Here is a 16,699-nt window from a genome sequence, read left to right as displayed (position 1 = left end):
CTCAGTACTCCAATCCCTGGCCGAAATAAAAGATCAGGCCGAGAATGCTGTCGGCGAGGATCACCCAGAAAATCGAGGCCACAACCGCTGCGGTGGTCACCCGGCCGACATCCTCGGAGCCGCCCTTGGCACTAAAGCCGTAATAGGCCCCGACCAACACGATGATCAGTGCGAAGACCAGACTCTTGACCAGTCCGGTGACAATGTCGCGAAAAAACAGGACCGTCATCACCTCCTGGTAAAAGGGCTTGGGGCCGATGCCCAAATAGGTATAACCGATGACCATGGCACCGCCGATGCCGATGATGATCGCCAGGACGGTGAGCAGGGGCATGGTCAGGGTGATGGCGTAGATCTTGGGCACGACGACGTACCGGGTGGGATGGAGGGCCATCGAGCGCAGGGCGTCGGTCTCCTCGGTGACCACCATGGTTGCCAGCTCGGCGGCAATCGCCGAACCGCTGCGTCCGGCGAAGATAATGGCGGTGATCAACGGCCCCATCTCGCGGGTCATAGAGATGGCGATGAGATCGGCGACGTAAATCGCTGCGCCGAACTGCCGCAGTTGGGCTGCCGATTGGAGGGCGATGATGAAACCGATGAGAAAAGCGATCAGGGCGACGATGGGCAGGGCATTGACCCCGATCAGGATACATTGATTGACAAATTCGCCCTTGCGGATCCCCTTGCGGTTGAAGAGTCCGATTACCGCAAAAAAAGCGGCATCGGCGATGAGGTAGAGGATGGTGCGGGCGCTGCGGGCGATGCTCAGAGCGGAATCGCCGAGGCGGTAAAAAAAGCTCTCCTTCACCAGGGGTGCAACGGCGGGTGCTTCTAGACTGGAAAAGAGCTTGATCGCCTCCTGCGCCTGCGCGGGAATGCGCACCAGTTCCATAGCCGCGCCGCGCTGCTGCACCTCGGCGCGAAGCTGATCTAGAACGGCTACGCCGGCGCTGTCGATGCGCTCAAGCCCGGAGAGATCGATCTGCAGTTTCTCCCCCTGCCAGCGCTCGAGCCGCAGGCGGATCTCGGTCAGGGCCTCAGCTGCCTCCTCCCGGCTCAGGATGCCATTCAGGCTGAGGCTGTCGCCGATGAGCAAAATCCGTAGCATGTTTATTCCGGAGGATACTGATAATAGTCGGCAACGCGGAAGATGAACTCCTCCGCCTCGGCGAAGAGGGCCCGGCTGATCGCATCAGCGAAGCCATTCATGCTCCGGTCGCTGCGCAGGCGGGTGCGACGTTCGAAGGGATAGCTGAGCATGACGGTATTGGTGGGCAGATAGACCATCTGGAAGAGGCCGGAGATGCGGGCATATTCGGCTTTGGCCTCGAGAACCCGTTCCAGGGCATCGATCTCGGTCACAATCATCACATCGGCGGCGGTATGGTTCTGGCGCGTACAGCTCTTAAAGATCGCCGCCTGCTCAAAAGCGGTCTCCACCACTCCCACGATCATTTGGGCGGGTTTTTCGGCCCAGTAATGGTAATAGTAATAGACCAGCTCATTGGAGTTGCTGCGGTGGGCGATGCGCAGCCCTTCATAGGGCTCTGCGATCCGCACCGGACTGATATAAGCATTGACCAGAAAGGGGGAGGGCACCGCCAGCAGGCGGGTATCGACACGGGCATCGGATTCGATGAGGTAGTACCGGCGCACCAGGGTCGTCCGGCTGCCGCAGTGGACCAGCAGCAGCGCACCCAGCAGCACCGCTATCCCTTGCATCCGTCTCATCTCATTTCTCCAGTTGGTAATCCGGGATGCCTTTAGGCTTGCCGCCGCGCAAGAGGATCGAGGGGTCTTCGCTGATCTGGCGCGAGAACTCGTTGAGGTTGTCCAGCGTCTCCTGGGTCGCCTTGAGCGTCGCAGTGACCTCCGCCTCACTCTCGGTATACCGCCTTCCCATCTCCTTGAGTATGGAATTGGTGCGGTCGAGCGTCACATTGAGATCGTGGACGATCTTGAGCAGGTCGGCCTCGTTGATGGTGCGCGAAAAGCGGGCGAGGTTGCCGATGATCTCGCGCACGGAATCGGACTCGGCGTAGCCGCGCAGGCTTTTTATGGCGTATTTGGCCGAGGCCGCGCTCTCCTGCAGATCGCTGGAGATCGCCTCGCCGTTGGCCATAAGGTGGGTGAAGGGTGCATTGTTCTTCGCCAGGATATCGTTGAGTTCGGCCAGAGCGGCGTTGGTGTTGTCGATGAGGGTGAGCATTTTGGCGCGGTTGGCGGCATCGGTGAGCAGGGCGATATTGTTGAGCACCCGTTCCGCCTTGTCGGCGATCACCTCCGCCTTGCCGGTGATCTCGTCGGTGATCGACCGGCCGGTCCGGATGAACGCACCGGGCTGCAGGAAGGCCGAGGTGTCGCTGCCGGCATGCAACTCGATCACCTTGAGGCCGGTGATGCCCAGAAAGGTGATCTCCGCCTCAGTGTCGCGCTTGATCGGAGTCGCCGGATCGAGGCTGACCTCGACGATAACGCGGCGGATATTGTCGGGATCGATATAAATTTGGCTGACAAAGCCCACATTCAGACCGTGGTACTTGACCGTCCCGCCCTCGAGCAGGCCGGTCAGCGAGACATCGCTGAAGCCGATTTTGTAGGTTTCCCGTTTCTGAATGAAACGCGGCGCCAGCACGGCGACCAGCAGGGCGATCAGGGCGATCGCGGCTACAGTGAGGAAAAGGCCGAGGCGTATTTTCTGCGAACGCGTTACCATCGAGGTTCCTCTGCGAACAGACCGGTTTAGAATAATTTTACGATGATTTTAGTTGATAAGCAAGATTAAAATATACGCCGCTGCCGTCCGGAGTGATGATAAAATAGTGGCAAGAGAGGGGCAAAACCTGTACATTACTACGCTATTTGAGGAGTCGTCCATGCTGCACTATCCCTTGGGGCTTATCGTCACCCTGTTGGTGATCACCCTGACCGGCGTCGCGGTCGGCCGTTTGCCCCGGCTGCGCATGAACCGCGCCACCATCGCCCTGAGCGGCGCAACCCTGCTGGTGCTGCTCGGTGCCATACCGCTGCGCCAGGCCTATGCCGCCCTCGATCTCGACACCCTGGTCCTGCTGCTGGCGATGATGATCATCATCGCCAATTTGCAGTTGGCCGGCTTCTTTCGCCTCACCGGCCGCCGCGTGATGCAGTGGGCGCGCTCGCCGCGGCAGCTCCTCGCCTGGATCATGGCGGTGTCGGGGCTCTTCAGCGCCCTCTTTCTCAATGACACCATCGTGCTGATGTTCACCCCCCTGGTGCTCGAGATCACCCTGGCCTTGCGCCGCAATCCCCTGCCTTACCTGATCGGACTGGCCACCGCCGCCAACATCGGCTCGACCGCCACCATCACCGGCAATCCGCAAAACATGATCATCGGCATCGCCTCGGGGCTGAGCTATGCCCGCTTCTCGGCACGGCTACTGCCGGTGGCGGCAGTCGGACTGGTGATCGCCTGGATTGTTCTGGTGCTGTTCTATCGCAGCGAATTCGGCAAAGGGCGGCTCATGCCGCCCCCTCTCGAGGCGGTCGTCTGGCATAAAGCCCTGCTCATCAAGGGCTGCGCCGCCGTCCTCTTCATGCTGGTCAATCTCCTCTCTGGTCTGCCGATCCCGCTCTCGGCCCTGGCGGCCGCGGCCTTTCTGCTCATCACCCGCCGTCTCAAGCCGGAGCGCGTCTTCCGCGAAATGGACTGGTCACTGCTGGTCTTTTTCAGCGGGCTCTTCGTCGTCACCGGCTCCATCGAGGCGGCCGGATTGAGCGAGCGGATCTTTCGCTGGATCGCCCCGGTCGCCGACCGCGGCGTCGCACCGCTCGCGATCGCCTCCGCCCTGCTCAGCAATCTGGTTTCGAATGTGCCGGCGGTGCTGCTCTTCCGTCCCCTCATCCCCCACTTCACCCGGCCAGAGCTCTCCTGGCTCACTCTGGCCATGGCCACCACCCTGGCGGGCAACCTCACCCTGCTCGGGTCGGTCGCCAACCTCATCGTCGCCGAGTCGGCGCGCCAGCGCGGCGTGCTGATCTCCTTCCGCGAATACCTGCGCGCCGGTGTGCCCATCACCCTCCTGACCCTCCTTTGGGGCATCCTCTGGCTCACCCTGGCCGCCTGAGGAGCATGACCACCATGCCCTGAACCACCAGACCCCAGCGCCGGGCGATTTCATCACGCGCCGGGAAGAAATTCCCCTGCCGTGCTGTTTAAAAGGTATTGGCATCCTTGTTAATCAACGCAATCCGTACCTGACCCTAACCCGGAGGAAGTATAATGGGACTCATCGATTTCATTAAAAATGTTGGCGCCAACCTATTCGGCAAAGGTGAGGACGAAGCCACGACCATCACCAATCTGCTCAACACCGAACTGCCGAACCAGATCACCAACCTGCAGGTCAAGTTCGATGACGGCGTGGTCGATCTCTATGGCCAGGCCGCTTCCCAGGCCGTCAAGGAAAAGGCGGTCCTTCTTGCTGGCAATATCAAGGGTGTTGCCAAGGTCAATGACGTCTATCTGACTGCCCCGCAAGCTCCACCAGCGGAAGAAACGGTCTACTATGAAGTCAAGTCGGGTGACAGCCTGTCCAAAATTGCCAAGGCCTTTTATGGCAATGCCATGAAATACCCTGTCATTTTTGAGGCCAACCGTGAAGTGATCAAGAATCCGGACCTGATCTATCCGGGTCAAAAGCTGCGCATCCCCAAGATCAACTGAATCGGCGTAATGCCCAAAAAAAAGCCCGCCTCTCCCTGGAGAGGCGGGCTTTTTCATTGTCCGGGAGCGCTCAGTCCCCCCAGCGCGCACTGAAACCGCGCACATCCACATGCACAAAAGGACCATGGCGCCGGGTGGCGCGATACCGCGCCAGTCCGCCGACATAGGGCGTGAACCACTCCGCCCGGGATAGCCAGTCGGCCACCTGCAGGAGCACCCCGGCATCCGCGTAATCCCGCCGACCGTCCTTGTTGAGGTCGTCCATGATCTGATCGAGATCGGCATCGATATAGATATCCGCAGCGCCACCGTAACAATGCTGACTGTACTTGCGGTTGCCAATGTGGCGGTTATAGGCTGGGGTGCGATAGCCGCTCATGACCGCAAAGGTTTCGCAGGCGTAGCCTTTCTCGTTGACCTTTTGCAGCAGGTATTCCAGTTTGAAAAGCAGCCGCTCCTGCAGGACCATGTATTTCGGGAAATCGCCCTGCTGTTTGCAAACGAACTGGCCCAGGGTGAAATGGGGGGTGAGGCGGCGCTCCAGATCCGCCGCTGTCACCTTGATAAAACCTGCGGGGGGGCGGTAGACATCGAGTTCGCGCAAGGCGACCGCGGGATAATGGCCGATGAGATAGCCGTTCATCGTTTCGCCCTTCATGACGCTGCGCGGTACCATGACGAAGATCTGCAGATGCATGGTGTCAGCGCGGTCCAGGCTGATAATCTGTCCCTGGTGGAATCCCGGCGCTGTCGGCGCTGTATACAGCCAGGTGTTCAATCCCTTGAAGCGCAGGGTGCCGCTGTCGACCTGGACAACGAAGTGATGATGCGCGGCGTTCTCCTCAACCCGTAGTGAAATTTCATCGCCGGGGAGAAGGAAGATGGGCGCCCAGGTGAAGGAAGTAACTTCATTTTTAAAATGCAGGGTGAAACCAGCCGCTCCAGGCGAAAAGGCATGAGCAGCGGTCATCAGGAAGAGCAGCAAAACGGTTACGAGTTGTTTAGGGATTGCCATCGGGCGACCTTTTCGTTTAAAAGGGCGGCATCTGCCGCGCCATCCGCTGCATCAGGGCGTTGTCAGCTGCGCCAAAGCAGGCGCGGCATCGAGGCTTACCGGGATCGCCTTATCGCGCTCATAGATATCCTGGCGGAACTGCACGATCCCGTCTTCGTCGACCCATGCGGTCATATAGACCAGCATCACCAGGATGGGTCGGGGCACCTTGAGGACCGTCTCGACGCGTGAGGCGATGAGGCGGCGCAGCCGGGCTTCGTCCCAAGCCGGATCATCCAGGAGGTAAAGGGCCAGCTGCAGCGGCTTTTCGATGCGGATACAACCGGAGCTGAAGGCCCGGGTCGAGCGACTGAATAGTTCATGATGCGGCGTGTCGTGAAGATAGACATCGAACTGATTGGGGAACATGAATTTGATCGTCCCCAGTGAATTACCGGGCCCCGGATCCTGACGCAGGCGGTAAGGCAGACGATTCTTTGAAACCTTGCTCCAGTCTATGGCAGCTGGATCCAGTTCCGGGGCATTTTCGCTCCATCCCTCGTAGACTCTGATCCGCTCCTTTTTAAGATAGTCGGGATTCCGCCTTGCCTTGGGCACAATGTCGTTGAGCAGAATGGTGGTAGGGACCGTCCAGTAGGGATTGACCACCATATAGGTCATCATATCGCTGAAGACCGGGGTGCGCCGGTAGGTCTTGCCGACGACCACGCGCATTGTCAAGGCCACGGTGTCCGCCTCGAAGAGTTGAAGTTGGAAATCGGCGATATTGACCCGGATGTGGCGGTGTCCGGGATTGCGTGGCAGCCAGCGCCAGCGTTCCAGATTGACGGCCAGCTGGCGAATCCGCGCTTCGACTGGCACATTCATTTCGGCCAGCGTGCTCTTGCCGATCTTGCCGTCGGGATCCAGCCCATGGCGCAGTTGAAAGCGGCGCACGGCCTGTTCGAGCTCTGCGTCGAAGGTCCCTTCGACCGGGGCCGGTTTGAGGCTGAGATCGGCGGTGGCACGCAGCCGGGCGCGGACCTGCATCACCCGCTCGTCCCACATCCCCCTTTCCAGTTTGCGGCCTTCGGCGACGAAAGGCCAGCCGCCCTCGACAGCGAGCTGGCGGTAGTAGCCATAAGCTTCCACAAGGCGGCGGTAGTCCTCCTCTTGCGGCGGCAGACGGCGCAGGTCCTCGAGCAGGTTGCCCGATTCGGCCGCAGCATTGAGGCGGGTGACCAGATCCGCCTCGTTTTTATGGAGATACCACTCGGCATCCACCTCGTGGGGATTGTACTGTCCCGCCGCCAGGTGCACGCCAAGAACCAGATAAGCATCACTGAGCAGTAGTTCGAGATCGGTCAGCTGGACCGGGTCGACCGGCGCGGAAGCGAGACGATCGCGCCCGCTCCTGAGCAGGCCGGTGAGCGCCGCCAGATGATACCGGCCGGGATTCAGACCATGCGCTCTGGCATTGCGGATCAGAGCGAGAAGGGTATCGGCCTCGCTCCGTACGCCCGCTTCATTGACCCAGATCGGCCGGAATCCGCGCCGGCCATAGAGGGTCATAAGGTCTGGCGAGAGCCGCTCGACGCCGTAGCGGGTGGCGAGCTGGTTCTCGGCGGGCAGTTGCTGCAGGCGCTCCTGGATCAGGCCGTTCAGGCGCATCTGCAGCGCTCCATTCTGGGCCGTTAAGGGGGTAGCCAAAAGGCCGATTAGCAAGAGGATACCGGTTCCGGAGCGCAATGTCGTGCCTCTGGTTGGGAGTGATGCCACAGCGGCCGGGCTCGAGCGGCCCGTCACAAAATAAAACTCTCCAAGGAGAAAGACAATGTCAATTTTACACGTCGATCCGGCGCGCCGCAAACCGCGTGGGGGGACCCCCAGCGGGCGAACGCGCTATCCTCGCTTCACGCATAGTCCCGCGATTTGATGAAAACCAGCACGATCGATTGCACGACGGTCGCAGCCATCAGCGCCAGGGCGGCATAGACCAAGCCGAGGCTCCAGGCGGCGGAAAAGGGATTGACCAGAATGGCGGCGATGAAGAAGACGAGATACTCAATCCGCAGTGCGAAGCGCCAGACCACCTTTTCCGTCGGATCGGGCACCGCACCGCGATGGTTGGCATAGGCGACGATGAAGGGCGGCAGCAGGGTGCAAAAGAGGAGCAGGAAGAGCAGGATCTCCATGGGCAAAATCGCCGGCGGAAAGTCCAGTCGGAAGAGGCAGAGGATCATCAGGGCATCAACGAAGCGGTCGACAGTGCCATCCCAGAAGGCGCCGAGGCCGGTGGCGTGTCGGGTGTGACGCGCCACTTTGCCGTCCACCAGATCCATAAAGCCGCTCAGAGTGAAAAGAAGCGCCCCACTGACTGGCGAACCAAGGACCACCGCGCCATAAGCGGCGAGGGCGAGCAGCAGGGAGAGGGTGGTCCAGGAATTGGGCGACAGAAAGGCGAAGGCTTTGCCGATCCAGCGCTCGAGGCGCGGCATGTCGATGAATTCCTTGATCAAGGGGAGGGGTCTCCTGCCGGTTCGGATCCGGATTTTCGGCGGTTCAGGGAAACAAGTCTGCGTTATTAATAATTAATTTAACAAAACGGCCGGCGAAAACCAACAAAAAAGTGCCTGCGCGCAGGCCGATTCGCGCCCCTTCAACAATCTCGCGCTCACCCGGCGCTCCCCTCGTTCCCTCCCTGCGCTCCTCTCACGCCGACCCGGTCTCGAACCCGCGCCTCGGCGAAAGTCTCGTGCTCACCCAACATTTGGATTCCCGCTCCCTAGTCCACAGCATATCTGCCATTTTGTCAGCCTGTCCGATATAGTCTGTCTTTTTGTCAGTATTGTCGTCGTCCTGGCAGAACTCACGCGGAAACCGGAAACTGTTTCTAATTTAATTAATTTCAATTTATTAAGTCCTTCATTAAAATTTGGCACGCCATTTGTAACACAGGTCAACGAAAGCGTTCAAGATCAACCAATCCACTTAACATACATCAAAAGGAGGTCGTTATGTTTCTGGTAAAACGTGATCGTGAGAATCTGGTGCGCAATCCCTGGTTTGATGAAGCCTTCATGGGATGGCCGTTCTGGAGTCGTTACGAGGAAGATTCGATGGTTTGGTCGCCGCGCGTGGATGTGCGGGAAAATCCGGATGAGATCGTGGTCAAGGCCGATGTTCCCGGCATGGACAAAAAGGACCTCAAGATCTCGGTCGAGAACAACCTCTTGACGATCAAGGGCGAGCGCAAATCGGAAGTTGAAGAAAAAGAGGCGAACATCTACCGTTCCGAACGCCACTTCGGCGCCTTTCAGCGCACCTTCAGCCTCTCCAGCCGGGTCAAATCCGATGCAATTCGTGCGGATTACAAGGATGGTGTCCTGACCATCGTTCTGCCCAAGGTGGAAGAGGTCAAACCGCGCCAGATCGAAATCAACTAAACGCGCATAAACAAAAAGCCCCGTTCCTGAACAGGAATGGGGCTTTTTTATTTCTCTCCACAGCGATCGCAGCTGGATCAGCGGGCCTTGACCAGAGCCTGGCGGATCTGCTCTGCCGCCGCAGCCAGTTCGTTCTTGTCGGCTTCAGCGCCATAACCCGGCGGAAATTTCAGACCGAAGCCATCGCCGGCGAAGCGAGGCACCACGTGCAGGTGGGCATGAAATACCGACTGCCCGGCCACTTCGCCATTCGCCATGTGCAGATTGACGCCCTCACAGCGCAGGCCCGAGCTGCGCAGTGCGGCTGCAACTTTTTGTGCGGCCGGTAGCAAGGCTTGTGCTGCGGCAGGCGGGAGTTCCCAGATATTGGCAGCATGCTCTTTCGGGATGATCAGGACATGGCCCGGATTGATGGGCATCAGGTCCATGAAAGCCATGCATCGCTCATCTTCATAGATGACCTGCGCCGGAATCCGCTTCGCCGCAATTTCACAAAAGATGCAGAACATGCTTTCTCCTTTCCTCTCAGTAACTTCGCCGGTCCTGCTTGCTGCGCCATTCATTAAAAAGCTCAAGGCACTCCGGCCGCCCATGCTGCACGAGCCGCAGGCGCTTCTCACTGGTTTCACCGCGTATTACCGCATAGATAAAAGCATCATCAAAGCCGATGGCCGCGGCATCATCATGGGTGCAGCCATAATAGAGCAGAGGTATCTTGGCCCAGTGGATGGCGGCAAAACACATCGGACAGGGTTCGCACGTGGACCAGATTTCACAATCGCCAAGATCGAAGCGGCCAAGTTTTGCCGAGGCCTTGCGGATCGCAACGATCTCGGCATGCGCAGTGGGATCATTGGTCCTTAAAACCTCATTGTGCCCCCGCGCAATAATTCGGCTGCGATGGACGATGACTGCTCCGAATGGCCCGCCGTGATTATGGCGGAGGCCTTTCTTCGCCTCCCGGATCGCCGCCGCCAGATGTGAATTGGTGTGTTCGTTTGCCAAGATCACCTGGCCCATTCCAGTTCGCTGTGCTGTACACCTTCATGTTAAATATAGCCAATCGGGTGAGTCAAAATCAAGCAAAAAGTCTGATGCACGGCCGGCCGGGTGGGCGCCGGAGTATGGATGGGCGCCGTAGAGTGCCGCAAGTGCATCGTGCCGGGCGGGGCGGCGGCCCCGATTAAAAATGATTGAGCAAGAACCGGAAATCACGTATATTTATCTTTTAAAATCAAAGGAATCGAATCATGAACCTACCCCGTCTTCCCGAAGCCCACGTCGACCCCCAGTTCCCGGAACGCTGGTCACCGCGCGCCTTTTCGCCCCGGCCGGTCGCCGAAGCCGATCTGCTCTCCCTTTTCGAAGCTGCGCGCTGGGCACCTTCGGCCGCCAATTCCCAGCCCTGGTTCTTTCTCGCGGCCGTCACCCCGCAGGAGCATGCTCGGTTTCTCGACCTCCTTCACCCCGGCAACCAGATCTGGGCCGCTCGGGCGCCGGTGCTCCTCTTTCTCCTGGCGCGGCGGATCAGCAGTTCAGGCCGTACGCTCGAATGGGGGCCTTTTGATGCAGGCGCGGCCTGGCTGGCCCTGGCGCTACAGGCGCGCAAGCTCGGCCTCTTCGCCCATGCCATGGGCGGCTTCGATCGCGAGAGGGTTTATTCCGCCCTCCATATCCCGGCTGCTGAGTATACCGCCCAGGTGGCCATCGCCGTCGGTTACTATGGTGACCCCCTGGAACTCAGCGAGGAGTTGCAGCAGCGTGAGCACCCCTCCATGCGCAAATCCCTGCAGGATCTGTATCACCTCGGCGCCTTCGCGGCGGTATGATGTCCGGCACATCGCTACAGCGCGCCACCCTGGCGGTGGCGATCCTCACTTCGTTCAGTACGCCTTTCATGGGCGCCGGCGTCAATCTGGCGCTGCCCCGAATCGGTGCCGAGCTGGGTCTCGATGCCGTGATGCTGAGCTGGATCGCCACTTCCTATCTCATGGCGGCGGCGGTCTTTTTGCTGCCCTTCGGGCGGCTGGCGGACATCCGCGGCCGCAAGCGGGTTTTCAGTTTCGGGGTGCTCATCTTCCTGGCTGGATCGGCTTGGGCGGCCCTCGCCCGCAGCGGAACGCTGCTAATCGTAGGCCGGGTGGTGCAGGGCTTCGGCGGCGGCATGGTCTTCAGCACCGCCACTGCCATGCTCATCTCGGTCTTTCCTCCCGGGCAGCGCGGCCGGGTGCTCGGCTGGAACATCGCCGCGGTCTATCTCGGGCTGGCGCTCGGCCCGCCCATCGGCGGTTGGATCGTCGGGGCCTGGGGATGGCGCACCATTTTCGGGATCAACGCCCTGCTGTGCGCGCTGGCGCTGCTGCTCACCTGGCGCTATCTCGATCGGGAATGGCGCGAGGCCGCCGGCGAGTGCTTCGACTGGAGGGGGGCGGCGCTCTACGCCCTGACGGTGATCGCCCTGATGTATGGACTCTCGGCCCTCCCTGGGCGCCAGGGTTATCTCGCGCTGACCGCATCCCTCATCGGGCTCTTCTTCTTTTTACGCTGGGAAGCGCTCGGGGCTTTTCCGCTGATGGATGTGCGACTGCTGCGTGATAACCGCGTCTTCGCTTTGTCCAATCTCGCCGCCCTGATCAATTACGGCGCAACCTTTGCGGTCGGCTTCATCCTCAGTCTCTATCTGCAGTATGTCCAGGGTCTGGAGCCGCGCCAAGCGGGGCTGGTGATGATGTCGCAGCCGGTGATGCAGGCGCTCTTCTCGCCCCTTGCTGGTTATCTCTCCGACCGCTACGAGCCGCGCCTGATCGCCTCAGCCGGAATGGCGCTGTCGAGCATCGGACTGGCGATGCTGGCGACCGTTACAGCCGCCACCCCGCTGCTCTTCATCGGGGCAAGCTTGTTTCTCCTGGGCATCGGCTTCGGGCTCTTTTCCTCACCCAACACCAATGCCATCATGGGCTCGGTCGAGCGGCGCCACTATGGCCTGGCCTCGGCGATGGTCAGCACGATGCGGATGCTCGGGCAGATGTTCAGTATGGGGATGGCGGCGATGGTGATTGCCCTCTACGTCGGACACACGCAGATCACGCTGCAGAATCAGGGGCAGTTTCTCGGCGCCATGCACCTGCTGCTCGGAGGCTTCGCAGCGCTCTGCTTCGCCGGGATTTTCGCCTCGCTGGCGCGCGGCAGGATGCACGCATAGAAGAGGCGCACCGATGACGATCTTTATCCAGGCCGCGAACATTGTCGCACCGGTCTTCATCCTGGTCTTCGCGGGCCTGTTGCTGCAGCGCGCCGGGGTCATCGACGCTCATTTCAACGCGGTCGCCTCGAGGCTGGTTTTCACCGTCACCCTGCCGGCGCTGCTCTTCACCAAAATCTCGGCCACGCGATTTCAGGAGTTGTTCGACGGGCGCCAGATCCTCTTCGCCTGGCTCTTCATCCTGATCACCTTCGCCCTCAGCACGCTGGCGGGGATCCTGTGGGTCCGGGCTGGGCGCGACCGTGGCGCTTTCATCCAGGGGGCTTTTCGCGGCAACTTTGCCATCCTGGGTTTCGCCATGCTCAACAGCGCCTATGGCCCGGAGGTGCTCGCCCCAGCCGCGGTGGTGCTGGCGGTGATTATGCCCCCCTACAACATCCTCGCTGTGCTGGCCCTCTCGCTGACACAGAAGCGCGAGCGTTCCATCAGCGGCTGGACCGTCACCCGCCAGATTCTTACCAATCCCCTCATCCTCGCTGCGGCGGTGGCGGTGCCCTTCTCGCTGCTGCAGATCCGGCTGCCGGGAATGATCCTCGAAAGCGTCACCTATCTCTCCTCCCTTACCCTGCCCCTGGCTCTGCTCGGCATTGGCGGCACCCTGAGTTTCAAGGGCATCCGCGCGGATCTCCGCCTCTCCGTGTTGGCCGCGTTTCTCAAGATCCTCCTACTGCCGCTGATCACCATCACCGCCGCCGTTTACGCCGGTTTTCGCGGACAGGAATTGGGCGTGCTCTTCTTTTTCTTCGCATCACCCACCGCTATCGCCAGCTATGCCATGGCCGACGCCATGGGCAGTAATGCCAGGCTGGCTGGGCATATCATTCTCGCCTCGACGCTCGGCAGCATTTTTACCATCTCCGCCGGCATCATCGTGCTGAAATGGCTGGGGGTTTTTTAAGGGAGGAGCTGCAGATGTTCAAGGAGGATCTTGACGCCGATGGCGACGAGGATCAGGCCGCCGAGGATCTCAACAAACCGGCCGAGATGAGCCGTGGCGATCTTGCCGAGATAGACTCCCGCCCCCGAGAAGAGAAAAGTGGTGACGCCAATGATCAGCACCGCCGGAAAAAGCGGCACATGCAGGAGGGAGAAACTCAGGCCCACGGCCAGGGCATCGATGCTGGTGGCCACCGAGAGCAGCAGCAGTACCCGGGGTTCGGTGGCGATGAGCGGATCGCCGGAATCGTGCCCCGTCAGGGCTTCGTAGATCATCCGCACCCCCACCAGGGAGAGCAGGGCCAGGGCGATCCAGTGGTCGACGCCTTCGATGTAACGGCGCAGGCTTGATCCGGCAACCCAGCCGAGGATGGGCATCAGGGCCTGGAAGAAGCCGAAGGAAAAGGCGATCTTGAGTCCATGGGAGCTGTTGACGCTGGGAATGGTTAGGCCGCTCGAGATCGAGACGGCCAGGGCATCCATGGAAAGTCCGACTGCGATGAAGAGGAGGGTGAAAAAATCCATACCGCCTTCCGTTTTAAGTGAGCCGCCGCTGCCAGGCGGACATGATAAGCGCCCCCGCGACAAATCCCCCCACATGAGCCAGCCAGGCTACGCCACCGCTCTGGGCCGAGCCAACCGCCCCGCTGAACAATTGCATGACAAACCATAATCCCAGCACATAGACCGCGGGAATCTCAAAAATCCGCCAGATCCAGAGGAATAGCGGCACCAGCACGGTGACCCGGGCGCGCGGGAAGCGCACGGCATAGGCGCCAAGGATCCCGGAGATGGCGCCACTCGCGCCGATCATCGGTGTCATCGACTGCATATCGAAAACATAGTGCGCCGCAAAGGCGAAGAAACCGCAGACCAGATAAAAGGACAGATAACGGATCGGCCCCAGCATCGATTCGATGTTATCGCCGAAGATATAGAGGTACAACATGTTGCCGGCGATATGAAAAAAGCCTCCATGCAGGAACATCGAGGTGAGGATGGTGGAGAGATGCGAGCCGCTGGTTATGTAATACGGCACAGCGCCGTATTGCACGATGAATTCGTTCATTTGCATGCTGGGCAGCAGGCTCTGGTGGATGAAGACGATCACATTGATCGCGATCAATCCCAGCGTAACCGCCGGAAAGTGATTGCGGGCATTCTCATCACGGATGGGAATCATGGCCTGGCCCCTTTTTCAAGGTCATTTCCTGCCCTCGGGGCCGGCAGTCGCCGCGACGGCTCAGCCCCTCAGGCGGTTACCGGACATAAAAGCTCTGTGCTTTACCTGCGCGGTTGCCGCAGCGGTCGCTTACGGTGAGTTCGAGCGTATGCCGGCCCGGACGCAGCGGTGTTGCGACCGGATGAAGGAGGCGTTCCCCCTCGGGGTCGTACTCGACGATGACCGGCCGACCGTCGAGGCGGAGTTCGTACTGCTCCTCATCGCCAATGCCGGAGAGGGCGTCGTGCACGCGCGCCTGCAGTAGGGGTGTGCGCGTGGTTCTTGCCCCTTCCGCCGGCAGCAGCGCGGTGATCGCGGGCGGCTCGCTATCGCGGATGAGAGCAAACTCACCCAGCTCGCGGCTGCGACTACCGACGCTGCCGCCGCTGCCTGCCTCCCTGCCGAGATATTGCCAGTCGCCGCCCGGCGCCCGCCGGTAGAGCGCCACCTGCTCCGGATGCATCGTGTCCTCGACGTGGATGCGCACGGTCACCATTCCGCTCAAGGGGACATCCACGGGATCGATCTGATAGATCTTGCTGGCCAGCGGGAGTTTTTCGGCGCCGCGGTTGCGCGTGCGCGCCCGGACCGAAATCGATTTGAACAACGACGCTTTGTCGAAGAAGAGTTCACACAGCCCGTCCTGGGTCACGAAGATCTTCTCCCGTCCCTCGCGCACGGTGACGTACTGGAGCATCACCTCGTGGAGGACTTTTCCCTCTCCGGTCTCCGGATCGAAAAGCCGGAGTCGCACCGGGCCGGGGTGGTTCGGGTAGAGCGTCAGGCCGCTGCGGAAGCCCGCGCGGCCGCTGCGTGCGAGGAGGAGGTTCTCCTGGTGGCCGTCTCCCCAGGTGGCCTGGAGCCCGGGGATCTGCCGGACCGGCTGGGAAGCGGCGACGGTCAGACGGACGTAGGCGTCATAATAATCGGCATCGATGGTATAGCCGGCCTTGTCGAGCGCGAGGCCCCCGGTTTCCGGCTGGCGTACCGCTTCAGGTGGTCCGGCCTGAAGCCTTCCTTCGACCGTCGTGCAGTTGCCGCTGAAATCCCGAGCCTCGATGCGGAAGAGATGGATCCCCTTCTCCAGGATGGTCACGCCGGCGGGGAGGTCCCAGAAGAAACCGAGGGCGCGGGTGATGCTGGTCAACCAGGAGTGGGCCATACTGGCGGGATCGCATTCGAGGGCGCCATACCAGAGGGCCTCGCTGGCATAAAAGGGCAGGGTGTTGCCGGCCTCGCGGAAAAAGCGCTGAAACAACGCCTTGTCGCGCACCAGCGTTCGGTACTCGCGGTCGAGGTCGGCCTGGCGGTCGATTTCGTAGGGATAGGTATCGTAGCGAGTAGCGAAGACCTCCTTATCGTCGATCAGAAGGCGATAGCGATAGAGATTCATGCGGTTCTGGGCGCCGTCGATCTGGTCGAAGAACTCGGCAGCGAAGCCGATGCGTCCATAGACCGGAATGGTGCGTTCGATCCGCAGTCGGCCTTGTTCAGCAGGGATGGGCAGGTAGACCACCGGCTCGAGGTCGCCGGCGACGCGCGCGGCGGCGTCGAGGGGGATGACCATGACCCTGCGGACGGCCGGAGCCAAAGTGTCCTTGATCTCAAAGCCCTTGAGCAAGGGATTGACGGGCGATTCCGCCGCATCGCGCAGTTCGAAATGGAGATGGGGCGCCCCGGAGCCGCTTTGGCCGGTCCAACCGACGATTTCCCCTTGGGCGACCGGGATCTCGCCCGGTGCAAAGCGCAGTTCCACCGCGTAGTGTCCGGTGCGCTCCTGTTCCGCGGCGACCCGGCGGGCGATCTCCGGGTTGAATTTCTGCAGATGGCCATAGACGGCCGTTTCGCCGGTATCGAGAAGAAGAAATACAACGCGGCCGTAGCCCCAGGGAGAAACCTGGACGCGGGAGACGAATCCCGGCCGGACGGCCAGGGCCTTGTATCCCACCTGGCCGAAGGTTTTGATATCCATGCCGGCATGGAAGCGGTGGCCGCGGTACTCGCCGAAAGTTGAGGTCAGCAGCCGGCTGGCGTCGGTGGGCCAGGTGAAGGGCGGGGATTCGCTCGCCGCGGCGGTCAGATAGGCGGCCAGAAGGGCGGTCAGGGTCATCAGGATTTTTTTCATCGAAGG

17 protein-coding genes are annotated in these 16,699 nt (G+C 60.7%); 6 read left to right on the top strand and 11 right to left on the bottom strand.

The genetic code is table 11. The annotated features are described in order from the left end of the window. Position 1: 1 nt before the first annotated feature. The 3 genes from PLH32_12890 to PLH32_12880 are packed head-to-tail and all read right to left on the bottom strand — an operon-like array spanning position 2 to position 2,719. Positions 2–1,111: an MlaE family lipid ABC transporter permease subunit gene (locus PLH32_12890; protein ID HQJ65503.1), complete on the bottom strand. Its 1,110-nt coding sequence runs from the start codon at positions 1,109–1,111 to the stop codon at positions 2–4. A gap of 2 nt (positions 1,112–1,113) precedes the next feature. After that, positions 1,114–1,734, bottom strand: a complete 621-nt coding sequence (locus PLH32_12885) for an ABC-type transport auxiliary lipoprotein family protein (GenBank protein ID HQJ65502.1) — start codon at positions 1,732–1,734, stop codon at positions 1,114–1,116. Between the two features lies 1 nt (position 1,735). Further along, positions 1,736–2,719 (bottom strand): MlaD family protein, encoded by a 984-nt coding sequence (locus tag PLH32_12880; GenBank protein ID HQJ65501.1) that lies wholly within the window; start codon positions 2,717–2,719, stop codon positions 1,736–1,738. 160 nt (positions 2,720–2,879) lie between these two features. Here PLH32_12880 and PLH32_12875 point away from each other — a divergent pair, with 160 nt between their 5' ends. Then, entirely contained in the window at positions 2,880–4,109 is a 1,230-nt protein-coding gene (locus PLH32_12875) for an anion transporter (GenBank protein ID HQJ65500.1), read from the top strand. 155 nt (positions 4,110–4,264) lie between these two features. Next, positions 4,265–4,708, top strand: a complete 444-nt coding sequence (lysM, locus tag PLH32_12870) for a peptidoglycan-binding protein LysM (protein HQJ65499.1) — start codon at positions 4,265–4,267, stop codon at positions 4,706–4,708. Between the two features lie 70 nt (positions 4,709–4,778). On the opposite strand, the gene PLH32_12865 is transcribed toward lysM, so the two are convergent. The 3 genes from PLH32_12865 to PLH32_12855 form a co-directional block, all read right to left on the bottom strand. Then, entirely contained in the window at positions 4,779–5,723 is a 945-nt protein-coding gene (locus PLH32_12865) for a D-Ala-D-Ala carboxypeptidase family metallohydrolase (GenBank protein HQJ65498.1), read from the bottom strand. A gap of 51 nt (positions 5,724–5,774) precedes the next feature. Next, complete coding sequence (locus PLH32_12860) at positions 5,775–7,373, bottom strand: L,D-transpeptidase family protein (protein ID HQJ65497.1); 1,599 nt, start codon at positions 7,371–7,373, stop codon at positions 5,775–5,777. A gap of 242 nt (positions 7,374–7,615) precedes the next feature. Next, positions 7,616–8,221 (bottom strand): CDP-alcohol phosphatidyltransferase family protein, encoded by a 606-nt coding sequence (locus tag PLH32_12855; GenBank protein ID HQJ65496.1) that lies wholly within the window; start codon positions 8,219–8,221, stop codon positions 7,616–7,618. A 498-nt stretch (positions 8,222–8,719) separates the two neighbouring features. Here PLH32_12855 and PLH32_12850 point away from each other — a divergent pair, with 498 nt between their 5' ends. Beyond that, entirely contained in the window at positions 8,720–9,148 is a 429-nt protein-coding gene (locus PLH32_12850) for an Hsp20/alpha crystallin family protein (GenBank protein ID HQJ65495.1), read from the top strand. A gap of 77 nt (positions 9,149–9,225) precedes the next feature. Here the strand turns inward: PLH32_12850 and PLH32_12845 are convergent, their stop codons facing one another. Together PLH32_12845 and PLH32_12840 are read right to left on the bottom strand one after the other, a co-directional pair. Continuing rightward, on the bottom strand, positions 9,226–9,657 hold the full coding sequence (locus PLH32_12845; GenBank protein ID HQJ65494.1) for an HIT family protein: 432 nt from the start codon (positions 9,655–9,657) through the stop codon (positions 9,226–9,228). Positions 9,658–9,673: 16 nt separating this feature from the next. Further along, on the bottom strand, positions 9,674–10,153 hold the full coding sequence (locus tag PLH32_12840) for a nucleoside deaminase (protein ID HQJ65493.1): 480 nt from the start codon (positions 10,151–10,153) through the stop codon (positions 9,674–9,676). Positions 10,154–10,398: 245 nt separating this feature from the next. Between PLH32_12840 and PLH32_12835 the strand changes: the two genes are divergently transcribed. From PLH32_12835 to PLH32_12825, 3 genes are read left to right on the top strand one after another with little or no spacing between them, the layout of a single operon-like run. Beyond that, positions 10,399–10,977 (top strand): nitroreductase family protein, encoded by a 579-nt coding sequence (locus PLH32_12835; GenBank protein HQJ65492.1) that lies wholly within the window; start codon positions 10,399–10,401, stop codon positions 10,975–10,977. Continuing rightward, the gene (locus PLH32_12830) at positions 10,977–12,350 is read left to right on the top strand and encodes an MFS transporter (GenBank protein ID HQJ65491.1); all 1,374 of its coding nucleotides are present in this window, start codon (positions 10,977–10,979) and stop codon (positions 12,348–12,350) included. The genes PLH32_12835 and PLH32_12830 overlap by 1 nt, the downstream gene beginning before the upstream one ends. Before the next feature lie 13 nt (positions 12,351–12,363). Then, entirely contained in the window at positions 12,364–13,308 is a 945-nt protein-coding gene (locus PLH32_12825; protein HQJ65490.1) for an AEC family transporter, read from the top strand. Here the strand turns inward: PLH32_12825 and PLH32_12820 are convergent. The 3 genes from PLH32_12820 to PLH32_12810 all read right to left on the bottom strand — a co-directional run bounded on the left by PLH32_12820 (position 13,305) and on the right by PLH32_12810 (position 16,693). Next, positions 13,305–13,871, bottom strand: coding sequence for a manganese efflux pump MntP family protein (locus PLH32_12820; protein HQJ65489.1), 567 nt, complete (start codon positions 13,869–13,871; stop codon positions 13,305–13,307). The two genes, PLH32_12825 and PLH32_12820, sit on opposite strands and share 4 nt — an antisense overlap. 13 nt (positions 13,872–13,884) lie before the next feature. After that, positions 13,885–14,529, bottom strand: a complete 645-nt coding sequence (locus PLH32_12815; GenBank protein ID HQJ65488.1) for a rhomboid family intramembrane serine protease — start codon at positions 14,527–14,529, stop codon at positions 13,885–13,887. A gap of 76 nt (positions 14,530–14,605) precedes the next feature. Further along, positions 14,606–16,693, bottom strand: coding sequence for a hypothetical protein (locus PLH32_12810; GenBank protein HQJ65487.1), 2,088 nt, complete (start codon positions 16,691–16,693; stop codon positions 14,606–14,608). Positions 16,694–16,699: the final 6 nt, after the last annotated feature.

Source organism: bacterium (assembly GCA_035419245.1).
Lineage (GTDB): Bacteria > Zhuqueibacterota > Zhuqueibacteria > Residuimicrobiales > Residuimicrobiaceae > JAKPUX01.
The sequence above is the reverse complement of the archived record's forward strand: the minus strand, read 5'-3'. Positions and strand labels throughout refer to the sequence as shown.